The 21,983-nt window shown below is 70.7% G+C and carries 17 protein-coding genes; 11 read left to right on the top strand and 6 right to left on the bottom strand.

Features of this window, described 5'->3' with window-relative positions:
* Positions 1-58 precede the first annotated feature (58 nt).
* On the bottom strand, positions 59-1,030 hold the full coding sequence (locus FREUN1FDRAFT_RS03120; protein WP_035949121.1) for a phospholipid scramblase-related protein: 972 nt from the start codon (positions 1,028-1,030) through the stop codon (positions 59-61).
* Between the two features lie 177 nt (positions 1,031-1,207).
* Here FREUN1FDRAFT_RS03120 and FREUN1FDRAFT_RS03115 point away from each other — a divergent pair, with 177 nt between their 5' ends.
* The 7 genes from FREUN1FDRAFT_RS03115 (at position 1,208) to FREUN1FDRAFT_RS03085 (ending at position 10,734) form a co-directional block, all read left to right on the top strand.
* The gene (locus tag FREUN1FDRAFT_RS03115; protein ID WP_006538485.1) at positions 1,208-2,086 is read left to right on the top strand and encodes a carbon-nitrogen family hydrolase; all 879 of its coding nucleotides are present in this window, start codon (positions 1,208-1,210) and stop codon (positions 2,084-2,086) included.
* Between the two features lie 828 nt (positions 2,087-2,914).
* On the top strand, positions 2,915-4,309 hold the full coding sequence (locus FREUN1FDRAFT_RS03110; protein WP_006538484.1) for an ABC transporter substrate-binding protein: 1,395 nt from the start codon (positions 2,915-2,917) through the stop codon (positions 4,307-4,309).
* A 3-nt stretch (positions 4,310-4,312) separates the two neighbouring features.
* Positions 4,313-6,436, top strand: a complete 2,124-nt coding sequence (locus tag FREUN1FDRAFT_RS03105; RefSeq protein ID WP_006538483.1) for an ABC transporter permease — start codon at positions 4,313-4,315, stop codon at positions 6,434-6,436.
* Positions 6,417-7,130, top strand: a complete 714-nt coding sequence (locus FREUN1FDRAFT_RS03100; RefSeq protein WP_006538482.1) for an ABC transporter ATP-binding protein — start codon at positions 6,417-6,419, stop codon at positions 7,128-7,130. Before FREUN1FDRAFT_RS03105 ends, FREUN1FDRAFT_RS03100 begins: the two co-directional genes overlap by 20 nt.
* Positions 7,127-7,882 (top strand): ABC transporter ATP-binding protein, encoded by a 756-nt coding sequence (locus tag FREUN1FDRAFT_RS03095; protein WP_006538481.1) that lies wholly within the window; start codon positions 7,127-7,129, stop codon positions 7,880-7,882. Before FREUN1FDRAFT_RS03100 ends, FREUN1FDRAFT_RS03095 begins: the two co-directional genes overlap by 4 nt.
* Entirely contained in the window at positions 7,879-8,352 is a 474-nt protein-coding gene (locus FREUN1FDRAFT_RS03090) for a hypothetical protein (protein ID WP_006538480.1), read from the top strand. Before FREUN1FDRAFT_RS03095 ends, FREUN1FDRAFT_RS03090 begins: the two co-directional genes overlap by 4 nt.
* A 333-nt stretch (positions 8,353-8,685) precedes the next feature.
* Entirely contained in the window at positions 8,686-10,734 is a 2,049-nt protein-coding gene (locus tag FREUN1FDRAFT_RS03085) for an anthranilate synthase family protein (protein ID WP_006538479.1), read from the top strand.
* Positions 10,735-10,741: 7 nt separating this feature from the next.
* On the opposite strand, the gene FREUN1FDRAFT_RS03080 is transcribed toward FREUN1FDRAFT_RS03085, so the two are convergent.
* Together FREUN1FDRAFT_RS03080 and FREUN1FDRAFT_RS03075 are read right to left on the bottom strand one after the other, a co-directional pair.
* Positions 10,742-12,709 (bottom strand): hypothetical protein, encoded by a 1,968-nt coding sequence (locus FREUN1FDRAFT_RS03080; RefSeq protein ID WP_006538478.1) that lies wholly within the window; start codon positions 12,707-12,709, stop codon positions 10,742-10,744.
* A 160-nt stretch (positions 12,710-12,869) separates the two neighbouring features.
* Positions 12,870-13,727, bottom strand: coding sequence for an ABC transporter permease (locus FREUN1FDRAFT_RS03075; RefSeq protein WP_006538477.1), 858 nt, complete (start codon positions 13,725-13,727; stop codon positions 12,870-12,872).
* Between the two features lie 266 nt (positions 13,728-13,993).
* On the opposite strand from FREUN1FDRAFT_RS03075, the gene FREUN1FDRAFT_RS03070 reads away from it, so the two are divergent.
* The 4 genes from FREUN1FDRAFT_RS03070 to FREUN1FDRAFT_RS03055 all read left to right on the top strand — a co-directional run bounded on the left by FREUN1FDRAFT_RS03070 (position 13,994) and on the right by FREUN1FDRAFT_RS03055 (position 18,440).
* Positions 13,994-15,157 carry a hypothetical protein gene (locus FREUN1FDRAFT_RS03070; protein WP_006538476.1) on the top strand — a complete coding sequence of 388 codons (1,164 nt, stop codon included), beginning with the start codon at positions 13,994-13,996 and terminating at the stop codon, positions 15,155-15,157.
* Between the two features lie 159 nt (positions 15,158-15,316).
* Positions 15,317-16,141, top strand: coding sequence for an SAM-dependent methyltransferase (locus FREUN1FDRAFT_RS03065; RefSeq protein ID WP_006538475.1), 825 nt, complete (start codon positions 15,317-15,319; stop codon positions 16,139-16,141).
* A gap of 107 nt (positions 16,142-16,248) precedes the next feature.
* The gene (locus tag FREUN1FDRAFT_RS03060; protein ID WP_006538474.1) at positions 16,249-16,920 is read left to right on the top strand and encodes a TetR/AcrR family transcriptional regulator; all 672 of its coding nucleotides are present in this window, start codon (positions 16,249-16,251) and stop codon (positions 16,918-16,920) included.
* A 281-nt stretch (positions 16,921-17,201) separates the two neighbouring features.
* Complete coding sequence (locus FREUN1FDRAFT_RS03055; protein WP_157474257.1) at positions 17,202-18,440, top strand: LmeA family phospholipid-binding protein; 1,239 nt, start codon at positions 17,202-17,204, stop codon at positions 18,438-18,440.
* Between the two features lie 57 nt (positions 18,441-18,497).
* Here FREUN1FDRAFT_RS03055 and FREUN1FDRAFT_RS03050 read toward each other — a convergent pair whose 3' ends face one another.
* The 3 genes from FREUN1FDRAFT_RS03050 to FREUN1FDRAFT_RS03040 form a co-directional block, all read right to left on the bottom strand.
* Entirely contained in the window at positions 18,498-19,040 is a 543-nt protein-coding gene (locus tag FREUN1FDRAFT_RS03050) for a DUF664 domain-containing protein (RefSeq protein WP_006538472.1), read from the bottom strand.
* 136 nt (positions 19,041-19,176) lie between these two features.
* Positions 19,177-20,808 carry a GMC oxidoreductase gene (locus tag FREUN1FDRAFT_RS03045; protein ID WP_006538471.1) on the bottom strand — a complete coding sequence of 544 codons (1,632 nt, stop codon included), beginning with the start codon at positions 20,806-20,808 and terminating at the stop codon, positions 19,177-19,179.
* Positions 20,809-21,394: 586 nt separating this feature from the next.
* Positions 21,395-21,886, bottom strand: a complete 492-nt coding sequence (locus tag FREUN1FDRAFT_RS03040) for a carbonic anhydrase (RefSeq protein ID WP_006538470.1) — start codon at positions 21,884-21,886, stop codon at positions 21,395-21,397.
* Positions 21,887-21,983: the final 97 nt, after the last annotated feature.

The following is a 21,983-nucleotide window of genomic DNA, read 5'->3' as shown; positions in this document are numbered from 1 at the left end:
GGGCGGCGAGGGCCCCCGGATCAGTTCGGGGTGAACCTGCAGATCGGGATGGACCTGCTCAGTTGAAGCCTCGGGAATCCTGCTTGAGCGCGGTGTCGATGGTCAGCGCGGAGGCTACGACCAGACTGAGCATCGGCTGGGGCAGTGGGCGGTGCAGCTGGACGACGTAGTTGTCCGCCGAGGTGAACAGGGTGCGGGCCAGGCCTTCCCAGGTCTTGGTCACCCGGGCGACCTCGGTGTCGGTCTGGTCGACGATGGAGAAGTTCCACGCCCGCCAGTTCTCGGCCTTGATCATGCCGACGCTCACGCCGTCGGCCTCCAGGCTGAACCGGATCTTGCCGAAGACGTTCTGCTGGGCGATGCGGCCGATCTCGCGGCCGTCCGGCAGCGCCACGATGACCTTTGACTTGAGCAGCTTCCTCGGCCGGGTGAGCACCAGCTGCGGAACTCCGGCGGTGTCGCGCACCTCCAGCCGGTGCGTGAAGTACTGGTCGATCGACCCGACGAGGCGCACGGCCTTCTTCAGCGCGCTCTGGCCGACCTCCACGACCGAGCCGATCTGGGTTCCCTGCTGGTTGAAGACGGCGTACTCGTTGGTCAGTTCGATGATCTTCGTCTTCTGGTTGACGACCAGGACGGGCTCACTGAACAACGTGCCGCCGCCCTGCGCGGGCACGTGCACACCGGCACGCTCATGGACCTGCCGCTGGATCCGGTCCGGTGTGGCGCTGGTCTGGACGGGCGGAGGCTGGTAGCCCTGCGGCCCACCCCAGCCACCCGGCGGCTGCTGCGCCGGAACCTGCTGGGCCGGCGGCTGCCCGTACGGCTGCTGCCCATACTGCTGCTGGTACTGCTGCTGGGCCGGCGTCTGGCCCGCCGGTGCGGTCCCCGGCCCGAGCGGTGCCGGTGCGGTGGCCTGCTGCTGCGGAGGCGACGCGGGCTGTGTGTGGCTGGTCCACGCGTTGCCGTCCCACCAGCGGGTGCCGGGTTCCCCTGATGGATCGTCGTACCAGCCGGGTGGTGTTGACATAGGCCCCACTTTGCCATCTCCGGGGTTTCCACCGGAACCGCCGGTCCTGTCCGACTGATGACCGCAGGTCTCGCCGGGCCGGTCCGGGTCGCGCGGTGCACGGCACTGGCGCGCTGCCCGTCGGCTGGGGCCTCAACATAGGGTGTCGGCCGCGGAACGTGAGCGAACGGAGCCGATGTGGTCAGCACGGATCAGGCGAGCCCGCCGCCCCTGCGGGCCGTGCTCCTGCAGGTCGCCTCGCCGGACGAGGAGAGCGCGCCAGCCAGGACGGAACGAGTGCTGGCCGCGCTGGAGGCCGTCGATCCGGACGAGACGGATCTGGTCGTGCTGCCCGAGCTGTGGGCGACCGGGTACTTCCACTTCGACCGGTACGAGGCGGACGCCCAGGGGCTGGCCGGTCCCGCCGTCTCGGCGTTGCGTGCGATGGCCGCGCGGCGCGGCTTCCATCTCGTCGCCGGCAGCCTGGTCGAACGTGGCGAGAGCGGAGCGCTGCACAACACCACCGCTGTGATCGGGCCCGACGGCGGCCTCCGTGGCCGCTACCGGAAGATCCACCTGTTCGGCTACCAGTCGGCGGAGGCGCGACTGCTCACCGCCGGCGACGAGGTACTGGTGGCGAGCACGCCCTGGGGCGGCCTGGGCGTGGCCACCTGCTACGACCTTCGGTTTCCGGAGCTGTTCCGACTGCTCGTCGACGGCGGCGCCGAACTGGTCGTGGTCGTGTCGGCCTGGCCGATGGCCCGCCTGGAGCACTGGGAGCTGCTGGTGCGGGCCAGGGCCGTCGAGAACCAGGTCTTCGTGGTCGCCTGCAACGCAGCCGGCAGCCATTCCGGTGTAGAGCTGGCCGGCACGAGCCTGGTCGTCGATCCGTGGGGTGTGGTCCTCGCCCGCGGTGACACCGCGGCGGGGATGCTGCGGGCGGAGCTCGACCCGGCACGGCTCGCGGCGGTCCGTGCAGAGTTCCCCGTCCTCACTCATCGTCGGCTTGCGGCCGTGCCCACGGGACACGCGACCGCGCCTGCGGGCCAGCAGGCCGTGCAGATATTGGAAACGTAGTTCTCGTACACGAGAGCATTGATTCGGCGGCTGGTGTGAGCTTCATCACCGCTGGTTGGTGCCACGGTTGGCCGGCATGAGTTGCGCCGACTTCGCCTTGAGTAGCCGTTGACGCCGCCGGCCTCGGGTGCATCTCCCGCGACGGGCATCCGGTCGATGGGCGCCGAGGGTGGCCGTCGGCGTAGCCTCGCGGACGATTCCCCCGGAGCTCGCGCCGTCCGTGGAGGGGTGCGGACTCGCAGGTAGGCGGCTGGAATCCCAGCGGGGGCAGTCAAGATTCCCGCGTTGTCGCCGGCAGTCGGCGAATCGGCCGGCGGCGTGGGTGATCGATGCCGCATCGGCGAGGAGTGGCTTGCCGAACGGCTAGCCCTCGGGTTGGTCGCGGCGGCCGATGTGCGGGTGTGGTGGTGTGGGCACCTGCCGGCCGACCGGCAGGTGGCTATCCGGATTCATATGCATGCATAGGGTGTCCATTGCCTGGGCGCTGCCCTGTCGGCACTACACGAATGGGGTTTGATTCTCGTGATGGGAGCCGATAGTTTCCTCACACCGAGAAGATCCCTTCCGGAAACCGCGAGTGATGCTCACGCCATGATCGAACCGCGTGGGCTGTCGTCGGACCTGCCCTGACCGACGACGCGAGACGGCGCGCTCGTGTGTCCCCGGTGCTGCTCGGCGGCTCGACCATGCCCAGCTCGACCGGACCTGACCGGACCCGACCAGACCTGACCGTCACCGCCGCCATGCCGTGCCGCGCCCTGACGCGGCCTGGCCTGGCGCGGTGCGGCGGTCTGTGGCCGTATCGGGATAGCAAGGAGGAGGAACTCCGTGAAACCGCGTAGAACTGTCGCGGCCATCGCCGCCGTTGCGGCGGTATCCGTGTTCGCTGCCGGGTGCGGCCGGAGCGGGGGCGGCGAGTTAGGCGCCGAGGACGCGCCGGCCACCGAGGCCGCCTCCACCGCGGCTGGCGACTTCGGCTCCCTGAAGGACGTCTGCGGGGCTGGCGACGCGAAGACCGCGTCCGCGCAGGGCGTCACGGCGAGCGAGATCAACGTCGGTGTCTTCAGCGACGTCGGTTTCACCAAGAACTCCGAGTTCGACGACGCCGCGAAGGTCTTCACCTCGTGGTGCAACGACGCGGGTGGCATCAACGGTCGCAAGATCGTCTACAACCTGCGTGACACGAAGATGCTCGAGGTCCGCCAGCGGATGATCGAGGCGTGTCGCGACGACTTCGCCCTTGTGGGCGGCGGCGCCGCACTCGACTCCGGCGGTGTGGAGGAGCGGCTGAAGTGCCTGCTCCCGGACATTCCGGCGCAGACCAGCATGGTCGATAACATCGGTTCGGACCTACAGATCGACGCGATCGGTGCCGGCCACTCGTATGCCCGCTACGTGGGCTACTACAAGTGGCTGATCACGGAGGCCCACCCGGACTCGGCGGGTGCCGTCGGCTTCATCTCCGGTGACTCGCCGGTCACCAAGACCATCGGGGCCCAGAACGTCGAGGGGATGAAGGCGGTGGGCGGCACGGTCGTCTACGACGACCTGTACCCGGCCGTCGGCGTCTCCGACTGGACTCCCTACGCCCAGGCGATCAAGAGCAAGGGTGTCAAGGGCCTGGTCTTCCTGGGTGACTTCCGCAGCCTGGCGAAGCTGGAGCAGGTGCTGAAGTCGATCGACTACAAGCTCGACTGGATCGACGCGAACAGCAACGCCTACGGCTCGTCGTTCCAGGAGCTCGGCGGCGACGCGATCACCTTCCAGAACAACTACGCCGACCTCAGTGGCGTGGCGCCGCTGGAGGCGGCGGACGACGTTCCCGCTCTCCAGCAGGTCGAGGATCTGTACAAGAAGTACGCGCCGAAGGCCGACATCAGCTTCCCGGCGCTGCGTGCCTTCTCCGCGTGGCTGCTGTTCGCCACGTCGGCGACGGAGTGCGGTGACGACCTCACCCGCAAGTGCCTCTACGACACCGCGCGCGAGCAGACGGACTGGACGGCCGGCGGTCTGCAGACCGTTGTCGACATCTCCGAGACGGACGCCCCGGTGAAGTGCTTCAACGTCGTGCAGGCGAAGGGCGAGGGCTGGGAGATCGCCGACTTCAAGCCCGACACCGATGACCTCTACCGATGCGACGCACCCGAGATCAAGTTCACGGGCGACTACGGGAAACCACTCACTCTGGCCAGCGTCGGCAAGAGCCTGAGCGACTTCCAGTAGATTATGGAACAGTTCCTCACCTTCGGGATTGTGGGTCTGAGCACCGCCGCCATCTATGCCGTCATCGGCAGCGGTCTGGTGCTCACCTACACCACCACCGGCGTGTTCAACTTCGCGCACGGTGCGGCCGGCATGATGGCGGCGTTCGCGTACTGGCAGCTCACCGAGGGCTGGGGGCTGCCGGTACCGCTCGCGCTGATCCTTGTCCTGGCGGTGCTCGCGCCCGGCTTCGGCCTGCTGGTCGAACGCCTGGTGCTGCGCCCGGTGCAGGGCATGGGCGACGCCGAACGGCTGGTGATGACCGTCGCGATGCTCAGCGGTCTGATCGCCATCTCACGGTGGGTCTGGGACCCGAACGAGGCCCGGTCGCTGCCGAAGTTCTTCGAGAACGCGGACTCGATCGACATCGGCCCCGCCACGATCACCTGGCATCAGGCGATCACCATGATCGTGGCGGTGGTGGTGGCCATCGGCCTGCGGGTCCTGCTCTACGGGACCCGCGTCGGTGCCGAGATGCGGGCGAGTGTCGACGACCGGGCCCTGGTCGGGCTCACCGGGGCCAATCCGGTGCGCGCGAACAAGGTCGCCTGGATCCTCGGCACCCAGCTGGCGGCCATCGGGGGCATTCTCATCGCCCCGGCGGTCACCCTGGACGCCGCCCAGCTGTCGCTGCTGATCGTCAGCGCCTACACGGCGGCGATCTTCGGCCGGCTGCGCAGCCTGCCGCTGACCTTCGTGGGCGCGATCGTGGTCGGCTGCCTGGAGAGCTACCTGACCGGCTACCTGCCGCAGAACCAGTACCTGCCCGGTCTGCGGCTGGCGGCCCCCGCGCTGCTGTTGTTCCTGGCGCTGCTGGTGTTCCCGCACCGGCGGCTGCGGGGCCGGGACACCAAGGCACGCCCGGTGCCGGTGCCGTCGGTCCGTGGGACGCTGCTGTTCGCCGGTGCGATCGTGGTGTTCGGTCTCGTGCTCGCCTCGCTGCTCGGCGAGGGTGAGCTGATCACCTATGGGCAGATCTTCTCCTTCGGTGTGATCGCGCTGTCCTACATCCCGCTCGCGGGCTATGCGGGCCAGATCTCGCTGTGCCAGCTCAGCGTGGCCGGTGTCGGCGCGGCGGTCTGGGCCCATGCCGGCGGGCACGGCGAGCTGTGGGCGCTCGCGCTGGCCGTGGTGGTCTCCGCGGTGGTCGGTGCGTTGATCGCGCTGCCCGCGCTGCGGCTGTCCGGCGTGTACCTGGCGCTCGGCACGACCGCGTTCGCGTTCATCCTCGACCGGTGGATCTTCACCCTTCCCTCGTTCGAGATCGGAGGCCTGAAGATCTCGCTGTTCGACGGCGGGGCGGTCGACGTCGCCGGGCCGTCGCTGTTCGGCTGGCACCTCGACGACGGCTCCGAGCTGATGGTGTTCGCCGCCGTCTGGCTGGCGCTGGCGTCGATCGCGGTGATGGCGCTGCGGCGCGGTCGCTTCGGACGTCAGCTGATCGCCCTGCGCGACTCCGAGGCGGCGTACGCCACCCTCGGCGGCAACCTGCTGCTGGCCAAGATGGCGGTCTTCGCGCTCTCCGCGGGCATCGCCGGTCTGGGCGGTGCGCTCTACGGCATGCAGCAGCGTTCGGTCAGCGGTGACCAGTTCAGTTTCGTCGCGGGGCTGCCGCTGTACCTGGTGGCGGTCGTCGGTGGTCTCACCGCGGTCGGCAACGGCCTGTTCACCGGTCTGGCGCTGGGCGGCTCCTTCCCGGTGATCGCCGCCGCGGGGACCTTCGCGCAGAACGTCACCTCGCTCATGCCGGCCCTTGCCGGTCTCGGGCTCGCCAAGAACCCGGACGGGGCGGTTGCCGAGGTGCGCAGTGGTTACGAGGCGGTGGGCCGCAACAAGCCCGTTCTGGGGGTGCTCGGCGTCGCGCTGGCGGCGCTGTGGGCGCTCCAGCTCCAGGACGTGCTGGACGGCTGGACGACCTTCTGGCTGGCGCTGCTCGCGCTGGTCGCGGCCCAGGCCATCGCGCAGGCCCTGGAAGGTCGGCAGGCCAGATCCGCCGCATCGGACGTCCCCGTCGAATGGTGGGGCGTGCGCCGCGGGTGGCGCCGGGAGGACGAGGAGGTGCTGGCCCGTGGCATTGCTGGAGGTTAGGGATGTGACGGTCGCCTTCGGCGGGGTGCGTGCGCTCAGCGACGTCGCCATCTCCGTCGAGGGAGGCCGCATCACGGGCCTGATCGGCCCGAACGGGGCAGGGAAGAGCACGCTGTTCGACGTGATCTCCGGCCTGCGCCGGCCGTCGTCCGGGCAGGTGTTCATCGACGGCCACGAGGTCACCCGGCTGGGTCCCACCCGGCGTAGCCGGCACGGGCTGGCCCGCACGTTCCAGCGGCTGGAGCTGTTCGGTCGCCTCAGCGTGCGGGACAACCTGCTGGTCGCCGCCGAGCTCGGTGCGCACCGGCGCCAGGCCGCGGCGCTGGTCGACGAGATCCTCGACCGGGTCGGCCTGACCCGGCTCGCGGACACCTCGGCCGACACCCTGTCGACCGGCGTCGCCCGCCTCGTCGAGGTCGCCCGGGCGCTCGCCGCGCGGCCGAAGGTGCTGCTGCTCGACGAGCCCGCCGCCGGCCAGGACCCCGACGAGACCGAGCGCTTCGCCGACCTGCTGCGCTCGCTCGCCGCGGAGGGGACCACCGTGCTGATCGTCGAGCACGACATGGACCTGGTCATGAGCGTCTGCGACGACCTGCACGTGCTCGACCTGGGCAAGGTGATCGCCTCCGGGCGTCCGGAGGAGATCCGGCGCAACGAGGTCGTGCTCGCGGCCTACCTGGGGGATGCGGCATGACCGGCATGACCAGTGCGAGTGGGGCGGGCGGGGTGACGGCGCCCCAGCCGCCCCCGCTGCTCGAGCTGCGCGACGTCCGCGCCGCCTACGGCAGGATCACCGTGCTGCACGGGGTGAACCTGAGCGTGTCGGCCGGGCAGGTGGTGGCGCTGCTCGGCCCGAACGGCGCCGGCAAGACGACGTCGCTGAACGTCGCGGCCGGAACCCATCCGGCGCTGTCCGGCCAGCTGATGCTCGGCGGGCGGGACCTGACCGGGGCCAACCCGCGTGATCTGGCGCGGGCCGGCGTGTGCCTGATCCCCGAGGGCAGGGGGGTCTTCCCCAACCTGTCCGTCCGCGACAACCTGCTGATGATGACCTTCACCGGTCACTCCCGCGACGAGATCGAGACCATCGCGTTCGAACGGTTCCCGATCCTCGCGCAGCGGGCCAACCAGCCCGCCGGCAGCATGTCCGGCGGCGAGCAGCAGATGCTGGCGCTGGCCCGGGGCCTGGCCACCGACCCCGCCGTGCTGCTGCTCGACGAGCTGTCGATGGGGCTCGCCCCACTGGTCGTGGCCCGCCTCTACGAGCAGGTCGCCGAGATCGCCAGCCACGGCGTCGGCGTCCTGGTCGTGGAGCAGTTCGCCGCCGCGGTGCTCGGCATCGCCGACCACGCGGCGGTGCTGGTGCGGGGCCGGGTCGAACGGGAGGGCGCCCCCGACGAGCTGCGCGCCGAACTATCCGCCCTCTATCTGGGGAGTTCCACATGACGACTGACTCGCGCGCGGACCGCTTCGTCCGCGAGCTCGGGGAGTTGAAGATCCCCGACCCGGCGGCCGGCCGGCCACAGCTGTGGATGCGCCTGGGCGTGGTGTTGATGGTGGCGGGTGCGGCACTGGCCGTCACCTCCTACGCGATGTCACACGGCACCCGCGACCCGCTGGTCCAGCGGGACGCGATCACCCTGGGACTGGGGGGCGTCACCGCGGCTGTCGCCGGCGCGGCGCTGTTCCTGCGGTACTCGCTGACCGGCTTCCTGCGGTTCTGGATGGCGCGGCAGTCCTTCGACCTGGCCGTGCTCGGCGACCGGATCATCGATCCTGCCGCCGCCACGCAGGCGGTGGCTCCCGCGGCCGCCCCGGCGCCGCAAGCGGCGCAGCCGGCACCCGCTGCGCCGGCCGCGCAGGAGACGACCGCCGCGCAGGAGACGACCGCCGTGAAGGAGACCGTCGCGTCCTGACGGCCCAGCCCTGACGGTCGCGTCCTACCGGACCGCCACCGTCAGTGGAGAACGCACCGCGCTCCGGGCACCCCCGAACCGCTCGTCGGGGGGTGCCCGGAGCCCTTTCCGCTGCCCGGCGGGGCGGCTGGATTCCCGCTGCGACCCGGGTACAGTGACCGGGTGCGCGCGTTGACGACCCTGACGAATCTCTGGTGGCCCGCTCCGGCGGCGGCCCACCTCCTTCGCGCGTAGCTCCCTTCACGCGGCCGCCCCCTCGGGCGGCCGCCGTCGTCTCCTCATCGCGGGCGGGCTGCCCGGTCGCGGCGGCCCCCGGCCACCGAGGACATGACGATGCCCCTGCTGCACGACCTGCTCGCGGCGCTCGCCGCTGGAACCGACCCCGGCCCCTTCGCGATGATCCGCCGCGACGGTGCCGACCATCTCGACGTGCTCACCGGCACGGTCGAGACCGTTACCCGGCTCGCCGACATCGACCTGCCACCGGGGCCGGCCGGGCCGCAGGTGCTGGCCCTCGTCCCCTACCGGCAGCTCGCCGAACGGGGCTTCACCTGCGTCGACGACGGCACCCCGCTGGAATGCCTGCGCATCGGCGGCTCCGAACAGGTCGCCCTGCCGGTTGCCCTGCAGGCCCTGAGCGGCCTGCCCGAGCGAGAGGTCGTCTGCGCGGGCGGCGGCTTCGACATCGACGACGACGAGTACGCGCGCACGGTGGCGGCGGTGCTGCGCGACGAGATCGGGCAGGGCGAGGGCTCGAACTTCGTCATCCACCGCACCTACACCGCCTCCATCGCCGGCCCGCCGCTGGCCGCGGCGCTCGCGGTGCTGCACCGGCTGCTCGTCGGCGAACGCGGCACCTACTGGACGTTCGTCGTCCACACCGGAACCCGGGTGCTGGTCGGGGCCACCCCCGAACGGCACGTCAGCGTGTCGGACGGACTCGTCATGATGAACCCGATCTCCGGAACCCACCGGCTGCCCGCCACCGGCCCCGACCGGGACGCGCTGCTGAGCTTCCTGGCCGACCGCAAGGAGATCGACGAGCTGCACATGGTCCTCGACGAGGAGCTGAAGATGATGGCCCGGGTCGCCGAGGCGGGCGGTCAGGTGCTGGGGCCGTATCTGAAGGAGATGGCGAACCTCGTCCACACCGAGTACCTGCTGGTCGGCCGGGGCCACCTCGATGTGCGCGACGTCCTGCGGGAGACGATGTTCGCGCCGACGGTCACCGGCAGTCCGCTGGAGAACGCGGCCCGGGTGATCGCCCGGCACGAGCGGCGTGGCCGCAGGTACTACGCGGGCGTGCTGGCCCTGTTCGGCCGGGACGACGCCGGCTGCCAGACCCTCGACGCGCCGATCCTGATCCGCACCGCGGAGATCTCACCCACCGGTGAGCTGCGGGTGCCGGTCGGCGCCACCCTGGTCCGTCACTCCACTCCCGCCGGCGAGACCGCGGAGACGCACACCAAGGCAGCCGGAATACTCGCGGCCCTCGGTGTACGCCCCGAGCCCCGGCCACGGCGCTCGGGGCTGCCCGGTTCCGCGGTGCCGCCGTCGCCGGCAGCGTTGTCGCCCGCGGCGCCGTCGTTCGAGGCGCCGTCGTTCCAGGACGATCCGCTGGTCGTGACCGCGCTCGCGGCCCGCACCGAGCGGCTGGCCCGCTTCTGGCTGCGTGACCGCGGCACCGGCCCGCGCACCCGGTCCGCGCTCGACGGCCGGTCGGCGCTGATCGCCGACGGCGAGGACGCGTTCAGCGGCATGCTCGCGCACCAGCTGCGTGGCCTCGGCCTGGCGGTGACGGTGCGCGGCTGGGACGAGGTCGGGGACACCACCGGCTTCGACCTGGTGGTCGCGGGCCCCGGCCCCGGTGACCCGACCGTGCGCGACGACCGGCGCATGACGACGCTGCGTTCCGTCGTCACCGCGGCGCTGGACCGCCGCCAGCCGCTGCTCGCCGTCTGCCTGGGACACCAGATCCTCGCCGACCTGCTCGGGCTGCGCCTGCGCCGGTGGGAGCAGACCTGCCAGGGGCTGAGCCGCGAGATCGACGTCTTCGGGCACCGGCGCCGGGTCGGTTTCTACTCGACGTTCACCGCGGTCGCCGCGCACAGCCAGCTCGCCACCCCGTACGGCACCGTCGAACTCGACCGGGACACCGAGGAACATCGCGGCGGCCCCGGCGCCGCGGTCCACGCGCTGCGCGGGCCGGGGTTCGCCGGCCTGCAGTTCCATCCCGAGTCGGTGCTCAGCGAGGACGGCTTCGAGCTGCTGCGGGAGCTGGTCGGCGAGCTTGTGGGCGGGCAGAACACACCGAGAACGGCCCCGCCCGCAGGCACGGGTTCGTCTCCGGTTCGAAGCACATGGTCCGGCACCCCGGCATGATCCGATGTCACCCGGAACGCCCCCTGGTGGTCTGACCCGGGCCGGTACCCGCCGCGTTTCGTGCCTGGACTGTGAAGTCCTGGCACGCGGCGCAGGTGTCCGTACCGCCGGTGTAGGCGTCGACCTCGTAGACGAATCCGGTCGTGGTGTAGGTCTCCGGCGGGTATTCACCCGGGTTACCGAAGTTCGTGATGGTGATGACGTACTCAAGGGGCCCACCGCCGTCGGCGAGCGGCGACTGCCAGGTGATTCTGCGCTTCGGGTCGTCGGTCCCCAGACCGACCGAGACCACGTCGAGGTTTCGCACCTGCCCGGGTGGGACGCAGCCCAGGGCCTGTGCCGGTGCCGAGGAGATGGATGTGCCACCCGGCCCGGTGGCGGTCGCCGTCGCGGAGACGGTCTGGCAGCCAGTCGTCGGCACGGTCAGGGTCCCTGCGCCCTGCAGCGTCTCGCTCGTACCCAGGCTCGTGCTCACGGTGAACGTGGTTGCAGGCCCGCCGGCGCCTGCGGCCACCGTGAACATGACGGCTCCGGACGCGGAGCTCGCGGTGACGGACGGCTGGCCCGGCGCGGCCGCCGGCGGTGTCGTGGGCGGCAGGGTGATGATCGGCGGCGCCGTCGCCGTGTCCGGTGGCCGAGCCGGAGCCGATGTCGTCGGTGGCTGGCCTGTGCCGGGAACCGGATTCGGGTCGGGACCGGGCTGGGCGCGTGCGGGCACGGTCGGCCTGGGGGTGCGGCTCGGGCGGGCGGTCGGCGGGACCCGCCGCCCGGGCGCTGACGGCACGACAACCGGTGGCGGCGGGACACTCGTGCTGGCGTTCGCCACCGGCACCGCCATGTCCGAGGCGTACTTGTCGACGTCGCGGCGGTGACCCTCCGGATCGACCGCGACGGCACTCGTCCCGTCGGCCTTGTTCACCCACACGGTGCCGTTGCGGACGAACAGCGTCAGCATGCCGGCGCCGCCGGCGAGCTGGATCGGTGCTTCGAACCGCCGCGCTGACCGGTCGTAGACGAGAACGCGGCCCGTGCCGTTGTCCGGCACGTACAAGCGGCCCGCCTCGATGATCGGGGCGCCGAGGTCCGGTGACGGTCGCTGCCCGGCCAGCTCGACCGGCTGCGTCGACCCGTGCCCGCCATGGGCGTCCAGGTCGATGAGCAGCACGGTGCCGGTGCCTTCGACCAGGACCGGGACGACACGGCCCTCGATTGTCGGCGCTACCAGCAGGTTCCGGTGACCGCCCGCCGGTGCGGGGAGGTTGACCGCGGGCCGGGCACCGGCGGCTGTCACCGGCACCAGCGCGGGTGAGGTCGCGTCGACGACCACGGGCCGCCCACCGGCGATGGTGAGTCCCAGCGCGGAACGTGGCGTGGCGACCGGTACCGTGGCCAGCCGCTGGCCGTCCCTGATCGCGATGGCCTCGCCGCGTTCGGCGACGACCACCCAGAGCACACGGTCCGCGTCGATGCCGGCGCCGGTGACGGGTGCCCCGACGGCGATCTGCTCACCGATGACGTCGAGAGTCCGCGGATCGATCCGGGTCACCAGGCCGGTGTCGGTCTCGATCACGAAGGCGAGGTCGTCGCGGGCCACCACCCGCACCGCACCGGCGGAGCCGTCGGGCCCCGCCGGCCCGAACCGGCGGGAGGCGAGATCCATCGTCGCCGGGTCGATGCGGCTGACGATCCCGGTCTGCAGATCGGTGACCAGGACCGACACACCGTCCTGCGCCAGCTCGACGGGATGCCCGCGGGCCGCGGCGAGACCCACGTTGAAGTCCGGTTCACCGGACGGGCCGTTCACGTGGGTGACCCAGCCCCTGGTCGCGCTCCACAGCCAGGCGCCGCCGTCGGTGACACGGACGACGGCCGCGCCGGGGCTGGTACCCAGCACACCGAGCAGGGTCAGCACGGCGAGTAGCGCGGCGAGCGTGACCGAGCCGGCACGGACAGCGTGCCCCCGCAGACTCCGCATACCTCGCACCGCCGACACCCCCGCGTTGGCTGGGCGCCGCCGCTGTCAGGCCTGCGGCGCCGCTGGGTATCAGGTTAGCGACGTTGCGTCCATCGCGGACCGCCTCGTGCCGCCCTGGGTGGGCCTGCCCTATCGCGTTACTGACAGCCGCGGACGAGGGTCAGCCGCGTGCGGACTCGTGCCAGGAGCCGACGGCGAGGCGGGCGGCCAGGCCGAAGATCCAGAACACCACCAGGCCGAGGAACGCGGCGGCGATGATCGCGGCGAACAGCCGGCCCGAGGAGAGGTCTCGGGTGTAGTTGTCGATGAGCGCGCCGATGCCGACGTCGCCCCGGCGGAAGAAGAAGTCCCCGACGATCGCGCCGATCACGGCCAGGCCGGCCGAGATGCGCAGGCCCGCGAAGATCGCGGGCAGCGCGCTGGGCAGCTCCAGGTGGATCAGCCGGCGCCACCGGCCGACCCGGCGCAGGGTGAACAGGTCGTGGTGGCCGGCGTCGACGGACTGGATGCCCAGCAGAGTGTTCGTGATCATCGGGAACATGGCGATGACGACGCAGACGACCGTGCGTGACCAGAAGCCGTAGCCGAGCCAGAACCCGATCAGTGGCACGATCGCCAGCACGGGGATCGTCTGCAGCAGGATCGCCCAGGGGTAGAACGAGTTCTCGATCCAGCGGGCCTGGGCCATCAGGATCGCCGCGGCGACACCGATCACCGCGGCGATCGCGAGGCCGGCGAGGGCGACCTCGGCGGTGCCGCCCAGCGCGGTGAGGATCTCGCCCGCGGCCCGGCGGTCGAGAAAGCCCTCCGCGACGATCTCGTGGGGCGGCGGGAGCAGGAAGCGGCGCCGCGGGGCCAGGAAGCAGTACGAGACGACGTACCAGATGGCCAGCACCACGCCGAGGACGGCGAGCGGAGGCAGGACCGTCCGCGCGGTTCGCGCCGCGAGCCCGAGCAGGCGTGGGGAACCGGCCGGGGGCGCGGCGGCGGGCGGTAGGGGGAGGTGGCCGTCTGGCACGCCGGAACCCTATCTCGGCGGTCGGTCGGTATCAGCCACTTCAGTCCGCTTCGGATGGTTGCGGTAAGTCTCCATCGGCTTCGGTATGCAATGTGATGGAGACACCTGGTTGCTGTAGGTCTGGTGGGGCGTGGGAGGCTGGCCCGGAAGTGGAGGTCACGGAATACGGACGGGGCGCTCACGCTGGCGATTCGCCGGTCCCCGAGCCGGGCCTGACCGTGCCTCCCCTTCTGCCCGTCCTTCCTGAACCGAGGAGAGCAGAGCACGTGACGAGACTTCGTTCGGTGGCGGCCTGGGTCTGCTCCGTGGGCCTGGCCGTGGGCCTGGCCGCGTGTGGGGACTCCGAGTCCGAGACCGAACCGTCCGCATCCGCCGGTGCCGGGACCGCCGCGTCGGCGAGCTACAACACGCCGCTGAAGGGGATCTGCCCCGACACCGTGGTCGTCCAGACCAGCTGGTGGCCGGAGGTCGACTACGGCGCGACCTACCAGCTGCTCGGGGCCAACCCGAAGATCGACGAGGGCAGGTTCCGGGTGTCCGGGCCGCTCGGCGCGACCGGGGTCAACCTCGAGATCCGTTCCGGTGGGCCGGCGGTGTCCTTCGACTCGACCTCCGCGCTGTTCGAGAAGGACGACGACATCCTGCTGGGCTACCTCGACCTGGACGAGGTGATCCGCAACTCCGCCGAGCACCCGTCCGTCGGGGTGCTGGCGCCGTACGCCAAGACGCCGCTGATGTTCTTCTGGGGCGATCCGTCGTCGGACTTCCGCACGCTCGCCGACATCGGCAGGTCGGGCCGGACGGTGCTGGTCGGTGACGAGGCGTACCTCAACGCGCTCGTAGGTGAAGGACTTTTCCAGCGCTCCCAGATCGACAACTCCTACGACGGTGACCTGCGGCGGTTCGTCGCCGAGGACGGCAAGCTCGTCCAGGTCGGCTTCGTCACCGACGAGCCGTACCGGCTGGAGCACGACGTCGCCGAGTGGGCGAAGCCGGTGAAGTACCTGATGGTCGGCGACGAGTACCCCGCCTACGCCAACGTGCTGGGCATCCGCAAGGACAAGCTGGCGGAGAACCGGGAGTGCCTGTCGAAGCTCGTGCCCCTGTTCCAGCGGGCGATGGTCGACTACCTGGCCGACCCGAAGCCGGCGAACGACCTGATGATCGAGGTCACGTCCCGGCTGGACACCGCCGGGTACGAGTTGTCCAGCGGTCTGCTCTCGGATGGCAACACCAGGCAGCGTGAGCTCGGGCTGGTCGCGAACGGCGCGGACGGCGTGTACGGCACCTTCGACACCGAGCGGGTCCAGCAGCTGATCACAAGGCTGACCCCTGGCCTCACCGAGGCCGGGACCCCGCCGGCGGCCGGGCTGAAGCCGGCCGATGTCGTCACCGACGAGTTCATCGACACCGACATCTCGCTCAACTAGCCGGCACACGACAGCCGGTTCACATGACCAGCCGGTTCACATGACCAGCCGGTTCACGTGACCAGCCGGCGCGGAGTCGGAAGCCACCATGGTCCGGGCTGGGCGGTACCGTCAGGAACCGCCCAGCCCGGCCGGGTCCGGAACGGGAGCCCACACCGCATGACCGACTATCCGCCCCCGACCTTCGACACCAGCCGCCCGCATTCGGCCCGGGTGTGGAACTACTACCTGGGGGGCAAGGACAACTTTCCCGTCGACCGGGAGCACGGCGATCGGACCATCGCCGTCTTCCCCCAGATCCTGGACGTGGCGCGGGCGTCACGGGCGTTTCTGGCCCGCGCCATCACCTACCTCGCGGCCGAACAGGGGGTGCGGCAGTTCCTGGACGTCGGCACCGGACTGCCGGTCGAGAACAACACGCACCAGGTCGCGCAGCGCATAGCGCCGCAGTCGCGGGTCGTCTACGTCGACAACGATCCCATGGTGCTCATTCACGCCCGTGCGCTGTTGGCCGGGACGCCCGAGGGCGTCACCACCTACCTGGAGTCCGATGCGCGCGACCCCGCGCGCATCCTCGCCTTCGCCCGCCAGACGCTGGACTTCTCCCAGCCCGTCGGCCTGATGCTCATGTCGATCATGGGTCTGATCGCGGACCTCGACGAGGCCTACTCCATCGTGCGCCACCTGCTCGGGGAACTGCCGTCGGGAAGCTTCCTCGTGCTGGAGGACGGCTCCGACGACCGGACCTCGGACCCGGCACCGGTACCGGCGACGAACAAAGACCTCAGTATGGCCGACCTCAACGAGGTCACCACGGTCGGGAACGGATATCACTACCGAACCGTCGATCAGATCACCCGTTTCTTCGACGGGCTTGAGCTCGTCGCGCCGGGAATCGTCTCGCCGCCATACTGGCGTAACAACCCGGAGCCGGACGGGCCGTTTGCGCCACTGGAATCCTGCGGTGTCGGCAGGAAGCCCTGAAGGTATCGCGGTGGCCTGTCCAGGCGTGGTGTCACCTGGGCAGGCCGCGCTGTCATCAGCTGTTGGGTCGCTTGACCGGGAGCGCCGCCTGATGCTTTCATCCGCCCATGCCGGTGGTCACCACTTCGAGTAAGAAGCAGATCGTCCTCTCCGCCGAGCGGCTGTTCGCACTTCACGGTATTGACGGGATCTCGCTGCGGCAGATCGGTGCCGCGGCGGGCAACGGAAACAACTCCGCCGTGCAGTACCACTTCGGCTCCAAGGACCGCCTGATTCGAGCGATCTTCGAATACCGGCTGCCGCGCCTGCACGAGCGCCGGGCGGATCTCGTCGCAACCCGGGTGTCACACGACCTCCGTTCCCTGCTGGAATGCCAGGTCCGCACCCTCATGGAGCACAGCGAGGAGGTGGACAGCTACTACCTGACTTTCGTCGCAATGCTGAAGCAGTACGGTCGGCGTGACGTCTTCGACTGCATGTCACCGTCGATGCGGGCATCGACACGGGCTTTTCAGGAACAGCTGGGAGCCCACCTGCCGTTCCTTTCCGAGCACATGCGCGCGCACCGGATCTCACAGGCGATGGCGCTCATCATCGACGCGACCGCCGAGCGGCAGCGCGCCCGGGCGAGCGACCGGCCGCTGCTTCCCTTCGAAGTGCATGTGATGGACCTGCTGGACGGCGTCGCTGGCTTTGTGACCGCACCGGTCTCCGCGCAGACCGTCGAAGCGCTGCGGCGCACCAGCCCGGCCGGGCTGTCCTGGCCAGCCCTGCTCTGACGCGCCTGGTCCGGGACACGCCGGTGGCGGGGGAGGTCGCCGGTCCGGTCCCGAAGGAGTCGGGATGCTGTCAACTCGTGCGGTGTCGAGGTGGCTGGATCGGGCCGGCAGCGCAGTAGGCTCAATGCCCAGAGCAACGAGGGCGGCTACCAGGTCTCCAGGACTGGAACAGGACGGGAGACGTTCCGGTGGATCACGGCGGTGACGGGGAACAGCCCGTGGATCCGTCGAGCCCGGCGGCGGCGTCAGCACCACCGTCCACCGACACTGACCATCCGACGATGCGTCTTCCGCGTCGTGCCCAGCCGCAGGCTCCGCTGACACCAGCCGATGCCGAGCACGCCGATGCCGAGCACGCCGGCCGCGAGGCGGATTCCGCTCAAGCGGCGTACCACGTGGATCCGGCGGAGCTCGCGGTGCCGACGGTGGGGGAGATTCCGCCGACCCGCCAGGCAGCAGCCACGCCGACCTGGCGGTTGGACGAGTCCGCGGAAGGCAGCGGGCCCGGGTATGGCGGGTGGCCCCACCCCGAGGAAAGCGTCTGGTCACGGCCGCCCGACGAGGGGGCCCCGTATCCCGGCGGATGGGCTCCGGCCGCTGTCACGCAAGCACCGTACCCGGGTGATGGGAGCCCTCCCGCCGACTGGGGGGCACCGCCCGCGGAGGTCGGCGGGCCGCCTGCGGGTGCCGGGATGCCTCCGGATGGTCCCCAGGCCGTCGGTGCCCAGGGGGCACCGACGCCGAGGCGTCGCCGCCGTGGGGTGCGCGCCGTGGTGGCGCTGCTGGTGGTGCTGGTCCTGCTCATCGCGGGTGACCGCGCCGCGGTCGCGGTGGCCGAGGGGCAGATGGCCAAGCAGATCAAGGTCGCGGTGCTCGAGGGCCTGGACTGTGGTGTGCCGGCGCCCACGGTGCGTGATGTCACCATCGGCGGCTTCCCGTTCCTCACCCAGATCCTGTCCGGCACGTTCAAGGACATCGGCGTGACCATCGAGGGGATCCCCACGCCGGGGCCGCGGATCTCCTGGGTGCAGGCCAGGCTCAACGGCATCCACGTGCCGCTCGGGGACATGATCTCCGGGAACGTCGGGGAGGTCCCCGTCGACGACATCCGGGCGACGGTGCGGCTGGACTACTCCGACCTGAACACCTACCTGGCCGGGCTGCCCGGTGAGATCCAGGTCAACCCGGTCGACGGCGGTCGGCGGATCGAGATCTCCGGGCGTGTCGACATCCCGCTGCTCGGGGCCCAGGAGGTCGGCGGGGTGACGACCTTCGAGGTCCGCAACAACGTCCTGACGCTGGTACCCAGCGAGGTCGCGCTGCGCGGTGCCATCAACTTCTCCATCCCGATTCCGGGCGGCTCGCTGCTGCCGGCGCTGCCGATCCCGGTGGGCCAGCTGCCGCTGGACCTGAACATCGTCGAGGCGTCCAGCGGCCCGGACGGGCTGTCCCTGACCGCGCGGGCCTACGACGTCGTGATGCCCGCGGCGGAGAAGTCCGAGCCCCGTCAGTGCCCGTAGGCGGTACTCCGGCCGACTGACGGGCCGGCCGGGGTACCGGCAGCGGGCCGGCGGTGATCAGCCTGGGTGGACCAGCCCGCGGACGAACGCCGCCTGACCGGCGTGCTGCAGGTCGTCCGACACAACGCTGACCAGGCGCACCGCGAGGGTGACCGGCGGATCCCAGGACGTGTCGACGACCCGGTCGAGGTCGGTGTCGGCGAGTCCGGCCAGGTAGCGCACGGTCTGCTCGTGGACGGCGTCGTGGTAGCCGACGAGCAGGCCCGGGTCGGTGACGCGGACGGTGTCGACGTCGGCGGAGCTGTGCCCGTACCCGATCGACCGGTAGCGGTTCGCCGGGCCGGCCGTCGCCGGGAGCCCGAACCGCTGCTCCCAGCCGCCGGAGAACCACACCTGGTCAAACCCGGCGACGTCCGCCACATGGTCGTCCTGGACCCGGCTCAGGTGCCAGACGAGCCAGCTGATGGAGTTCGCCCGGCCGCCTGGGCGGTTGTTCAGCTCGTCCGCGCTCAGCCCGTCGACGACCTCGTGCACGACCTCGCGGATCCGCCCGAACGCGTCGGTGAGCAGCCCGGCGCCGGCACCGGAGACGTTGGCCATGAGCACCTCCTGGTCGCATCGGCTCCCAGGGCAACCATGCCCGGTGCCGGGCCGCGCCACCATTCCGCGTCGGCCGCCGGGCACGGACGGCGGTGGTGGTCACGCCCGGGGCAGCCGGGCAGGGAAGGGAACGGCCTCAGAAGACGCGGCCGACGTCCTGGAGGATGATCTTCGCCATGCTGTGCTCGGCGAGGGCGGCGATGGTCATCGACGGGTTGCACGCGCCGGTCGAGCCCGGGATGCGCGCGCCGTCCAGCACGTAGAGACCGCGCTGGCCGAGCACCCGGCCGGTCAGGTCGACCGCGGAGCCCATCGGAACGCCGCCCAGGGCATGCCAGGTCGACGCCGCCTGGGCGTTGGTGTCCCTCATGATGCCGCCGCCGACCTGGGCGATCTGCTGCATCTTCGCGGCGATCAGCGCCTGCAGCGCGGCGTCGCCGCTGGAAGGCCAGGTCAGAACGGCGTCGTCCTTGGCCGCGTCGTAGGCCCAGGTTCCCGCGGCGTCGACGATGCCCAGGCCGACGACGGTCAGCACCTTGTTGCCGCCGGTCGGCACGGGTGAGCCCGCATGGATGATCGTGTAGGGGATCGTCGCGTTCGGGTCGCGGCCGCCGACGCAGGCCGGTCCGCCCTGGATGGTGCCCGGGTCGCCGTTCATGCCGATCCAGGCGTAGATGCGGTCGCCGTTGTTGCCCCACTGGGTGCCGATGGCGTCGGGCAGGCCCGGCACCAGGCCCTTTGCCTTGGACTTCACGAGCAGGCGGGTCGTGCCGGCGGAGCCGGCGTTGAGGAAGACCGCGTCGGCGACGATGCTCTTGCGTTCCTGGACGACTCCGCCGGTGTTGATGCGGTCGACCGACAGCACCCAGCGCTTGTTCGCGTCCAGCGCGATGTCCCGGACGACGTGCAGCGTCGCCACCCGCACCCGGCCGGTGGCCTCGGCCGCGGCGAGATAGGTGACGTCGATCGAACGCTTGCCGCCGTTGTTGACGCCGAACGCGAGGTCGCTGGTGGTGTAGGTGGGCGTGTAGCGGCCGTCCAGCTCACCGCGCACGTAGCTCCAGTCGATGGGCAGTGGAACCGCCACCGGCTCCAGCCCCGCCTGCGGCGCGACATCGCGGAAGAGGCGGGACGACTTGTAGGGGTCGGTGTTCAGGATGTCATTGGGAATGGTCGAGATTCCCAGCATGCGGGCGACCAGCGGGTAAGCCCACAGATTGAGCTCGTCATACAGGCCGGCCGCCACGGGCATCGATTTCGCGAAGTGCTGTTTCGTGGGCTGCAGGGTCATTCCGTGGTACATCAGCGAGCCACCGCCGTAGGCGGCGCCGCAGTTGATCGTCATCCCGTTGCCGGCCACGCTCTCGATGACGCCGACATAGGGATCCCAGGTCTTCACGACGCCGCCGATCGTGGCGTGGTCGGTCAGCCAGGACGACCGGTTGTCAATGTTCGAGAAGCGGCAGAAGGTCGTGGCGTTCGGGCCGGTGGGCCACCGGATCCCACGCTCCAGCACCAGGGTCGACACACCGGCCTGGGCCAGCCGCAGCGCGGTGACCCCGCCACCGAAGCCGCTGCCGATGACCACCGCCCGCTCCCGCGTGACGGTGGTGGGCACGGTTGCCGCCGTGGTCGCGGCCCGCGCCGGCGACGCGCCGGCGCCGACGATGCCGCCGGCGACGGCAGCCCCGACCGCGGCCGTGCCGAATAACCTCCTTCGGCTGAGGCCGTCGGTGGCCAGTGGGGAGTCGACTGTCTGCTCGGCCATGTTGGGCTCCATTTCCACGGGAAATTAGGCGCTCGGTCGAGCGCCTCTCCAGAAACGGGCACGCGTGCCACCGGGCATCGTGGCGGCGTGACGAGAAACTCCGCGGCGAAGGGCCGCGGCGCGGGACGCCGGGGAATGAATCGGCACGGAGGGAAACCGCGCGAAGAGGGTGGGAGACGGTGGCGGGAACTCCAGGACCGACACGTGGGACCGACTGCTCGGGATGCCGGTGGACGCGGTGGCCGTTTCGGTTTCGGTGCGTCACCAAGCTTCGTGAGGCGCCGGCGATCTGTCAACAGATATGCGGCTTTTCGCGGAATTTGTGCGCCCGGTAAAGGTGCCGCTTTGTGCGGCTGGCAAAGGTGGCGCTATTACCGCTGTCAGCATGAATTCCCAGCGCAGGAAGCCGTCGGCGGGCTGGGAGCGGCACCGCGGGGGGCGGGCGCGGCCTGGCACGGCTGGGCCGCGCGGCGTGGAGATACGCGGGGTTCGGATGCGCGGCGCCGGCTCCCGTGCCCCGTGCCGGGCGCCGGACATGTCGTGCCGGGCGCCCGGCATCCTGCCGTCAGGATGTCTCGAGGCAGGGTCAGCTGACCTCGGTGAGGGTGCCCTTCTCGACCGAGTACACGAAACCGCGGACCGCGTCGGTGTGCGGGATGAACGGGCTGGACCGGACCCGCGCGATCGACTGGCGGACGTCCTCGTCGAGGTCGGTGAAGGCCTCGGCCGCCCACGGCGGGCGGATACCGGTGTCGGCGGCGACCTGGGCCTTGAAGCCGTCGTCGGTGAAGGTCAGCATCCCGCAGTCGGTGTGGTGGATGAGGATGATCTCGCGGGTTCCGAGCAGGCGCTGGCTGATCGCCAGCGAGCGGATCTCGTCGTCGGTCACCGCGCCGCCGGCGTTGCGGATGACATGGGCCTGACCCTCGCTGAGCCCGAGCAGGCCGTAGACGTTCAGCCGGGCGTCCATGCAGGCCACGATGGCGACACCGAGGGCCGGGGGCAGCGGCAGGTCGCCCTTGTCGAAGTCGCGGGCGTAGGCGGCGGCGTTGGCCAGCAGGTCATCTGTTGCGCTCATATGCGGCATCCCCTGACGACATAATCCACGAAAAGCCGACCGGATAAGTCGGAAAGGCTCTCAGTCTACGTCGTCAGTGTCGGGAGCAGTCTGTGAC

It is taken from the genome of Parafrankia sp. EUN1f (genome assembly GCF_000177675.1).
Classification (GTDB): domain Bacteria; phylum Actinomycetota; class Actinomycetes; order Frankiales; family Frankiaceae; genus Parafrankia.
Note: the sequence above shows the minus strand (reverse complement) of the source record. Positions and strands in the feature narration are given on the sequence as shown.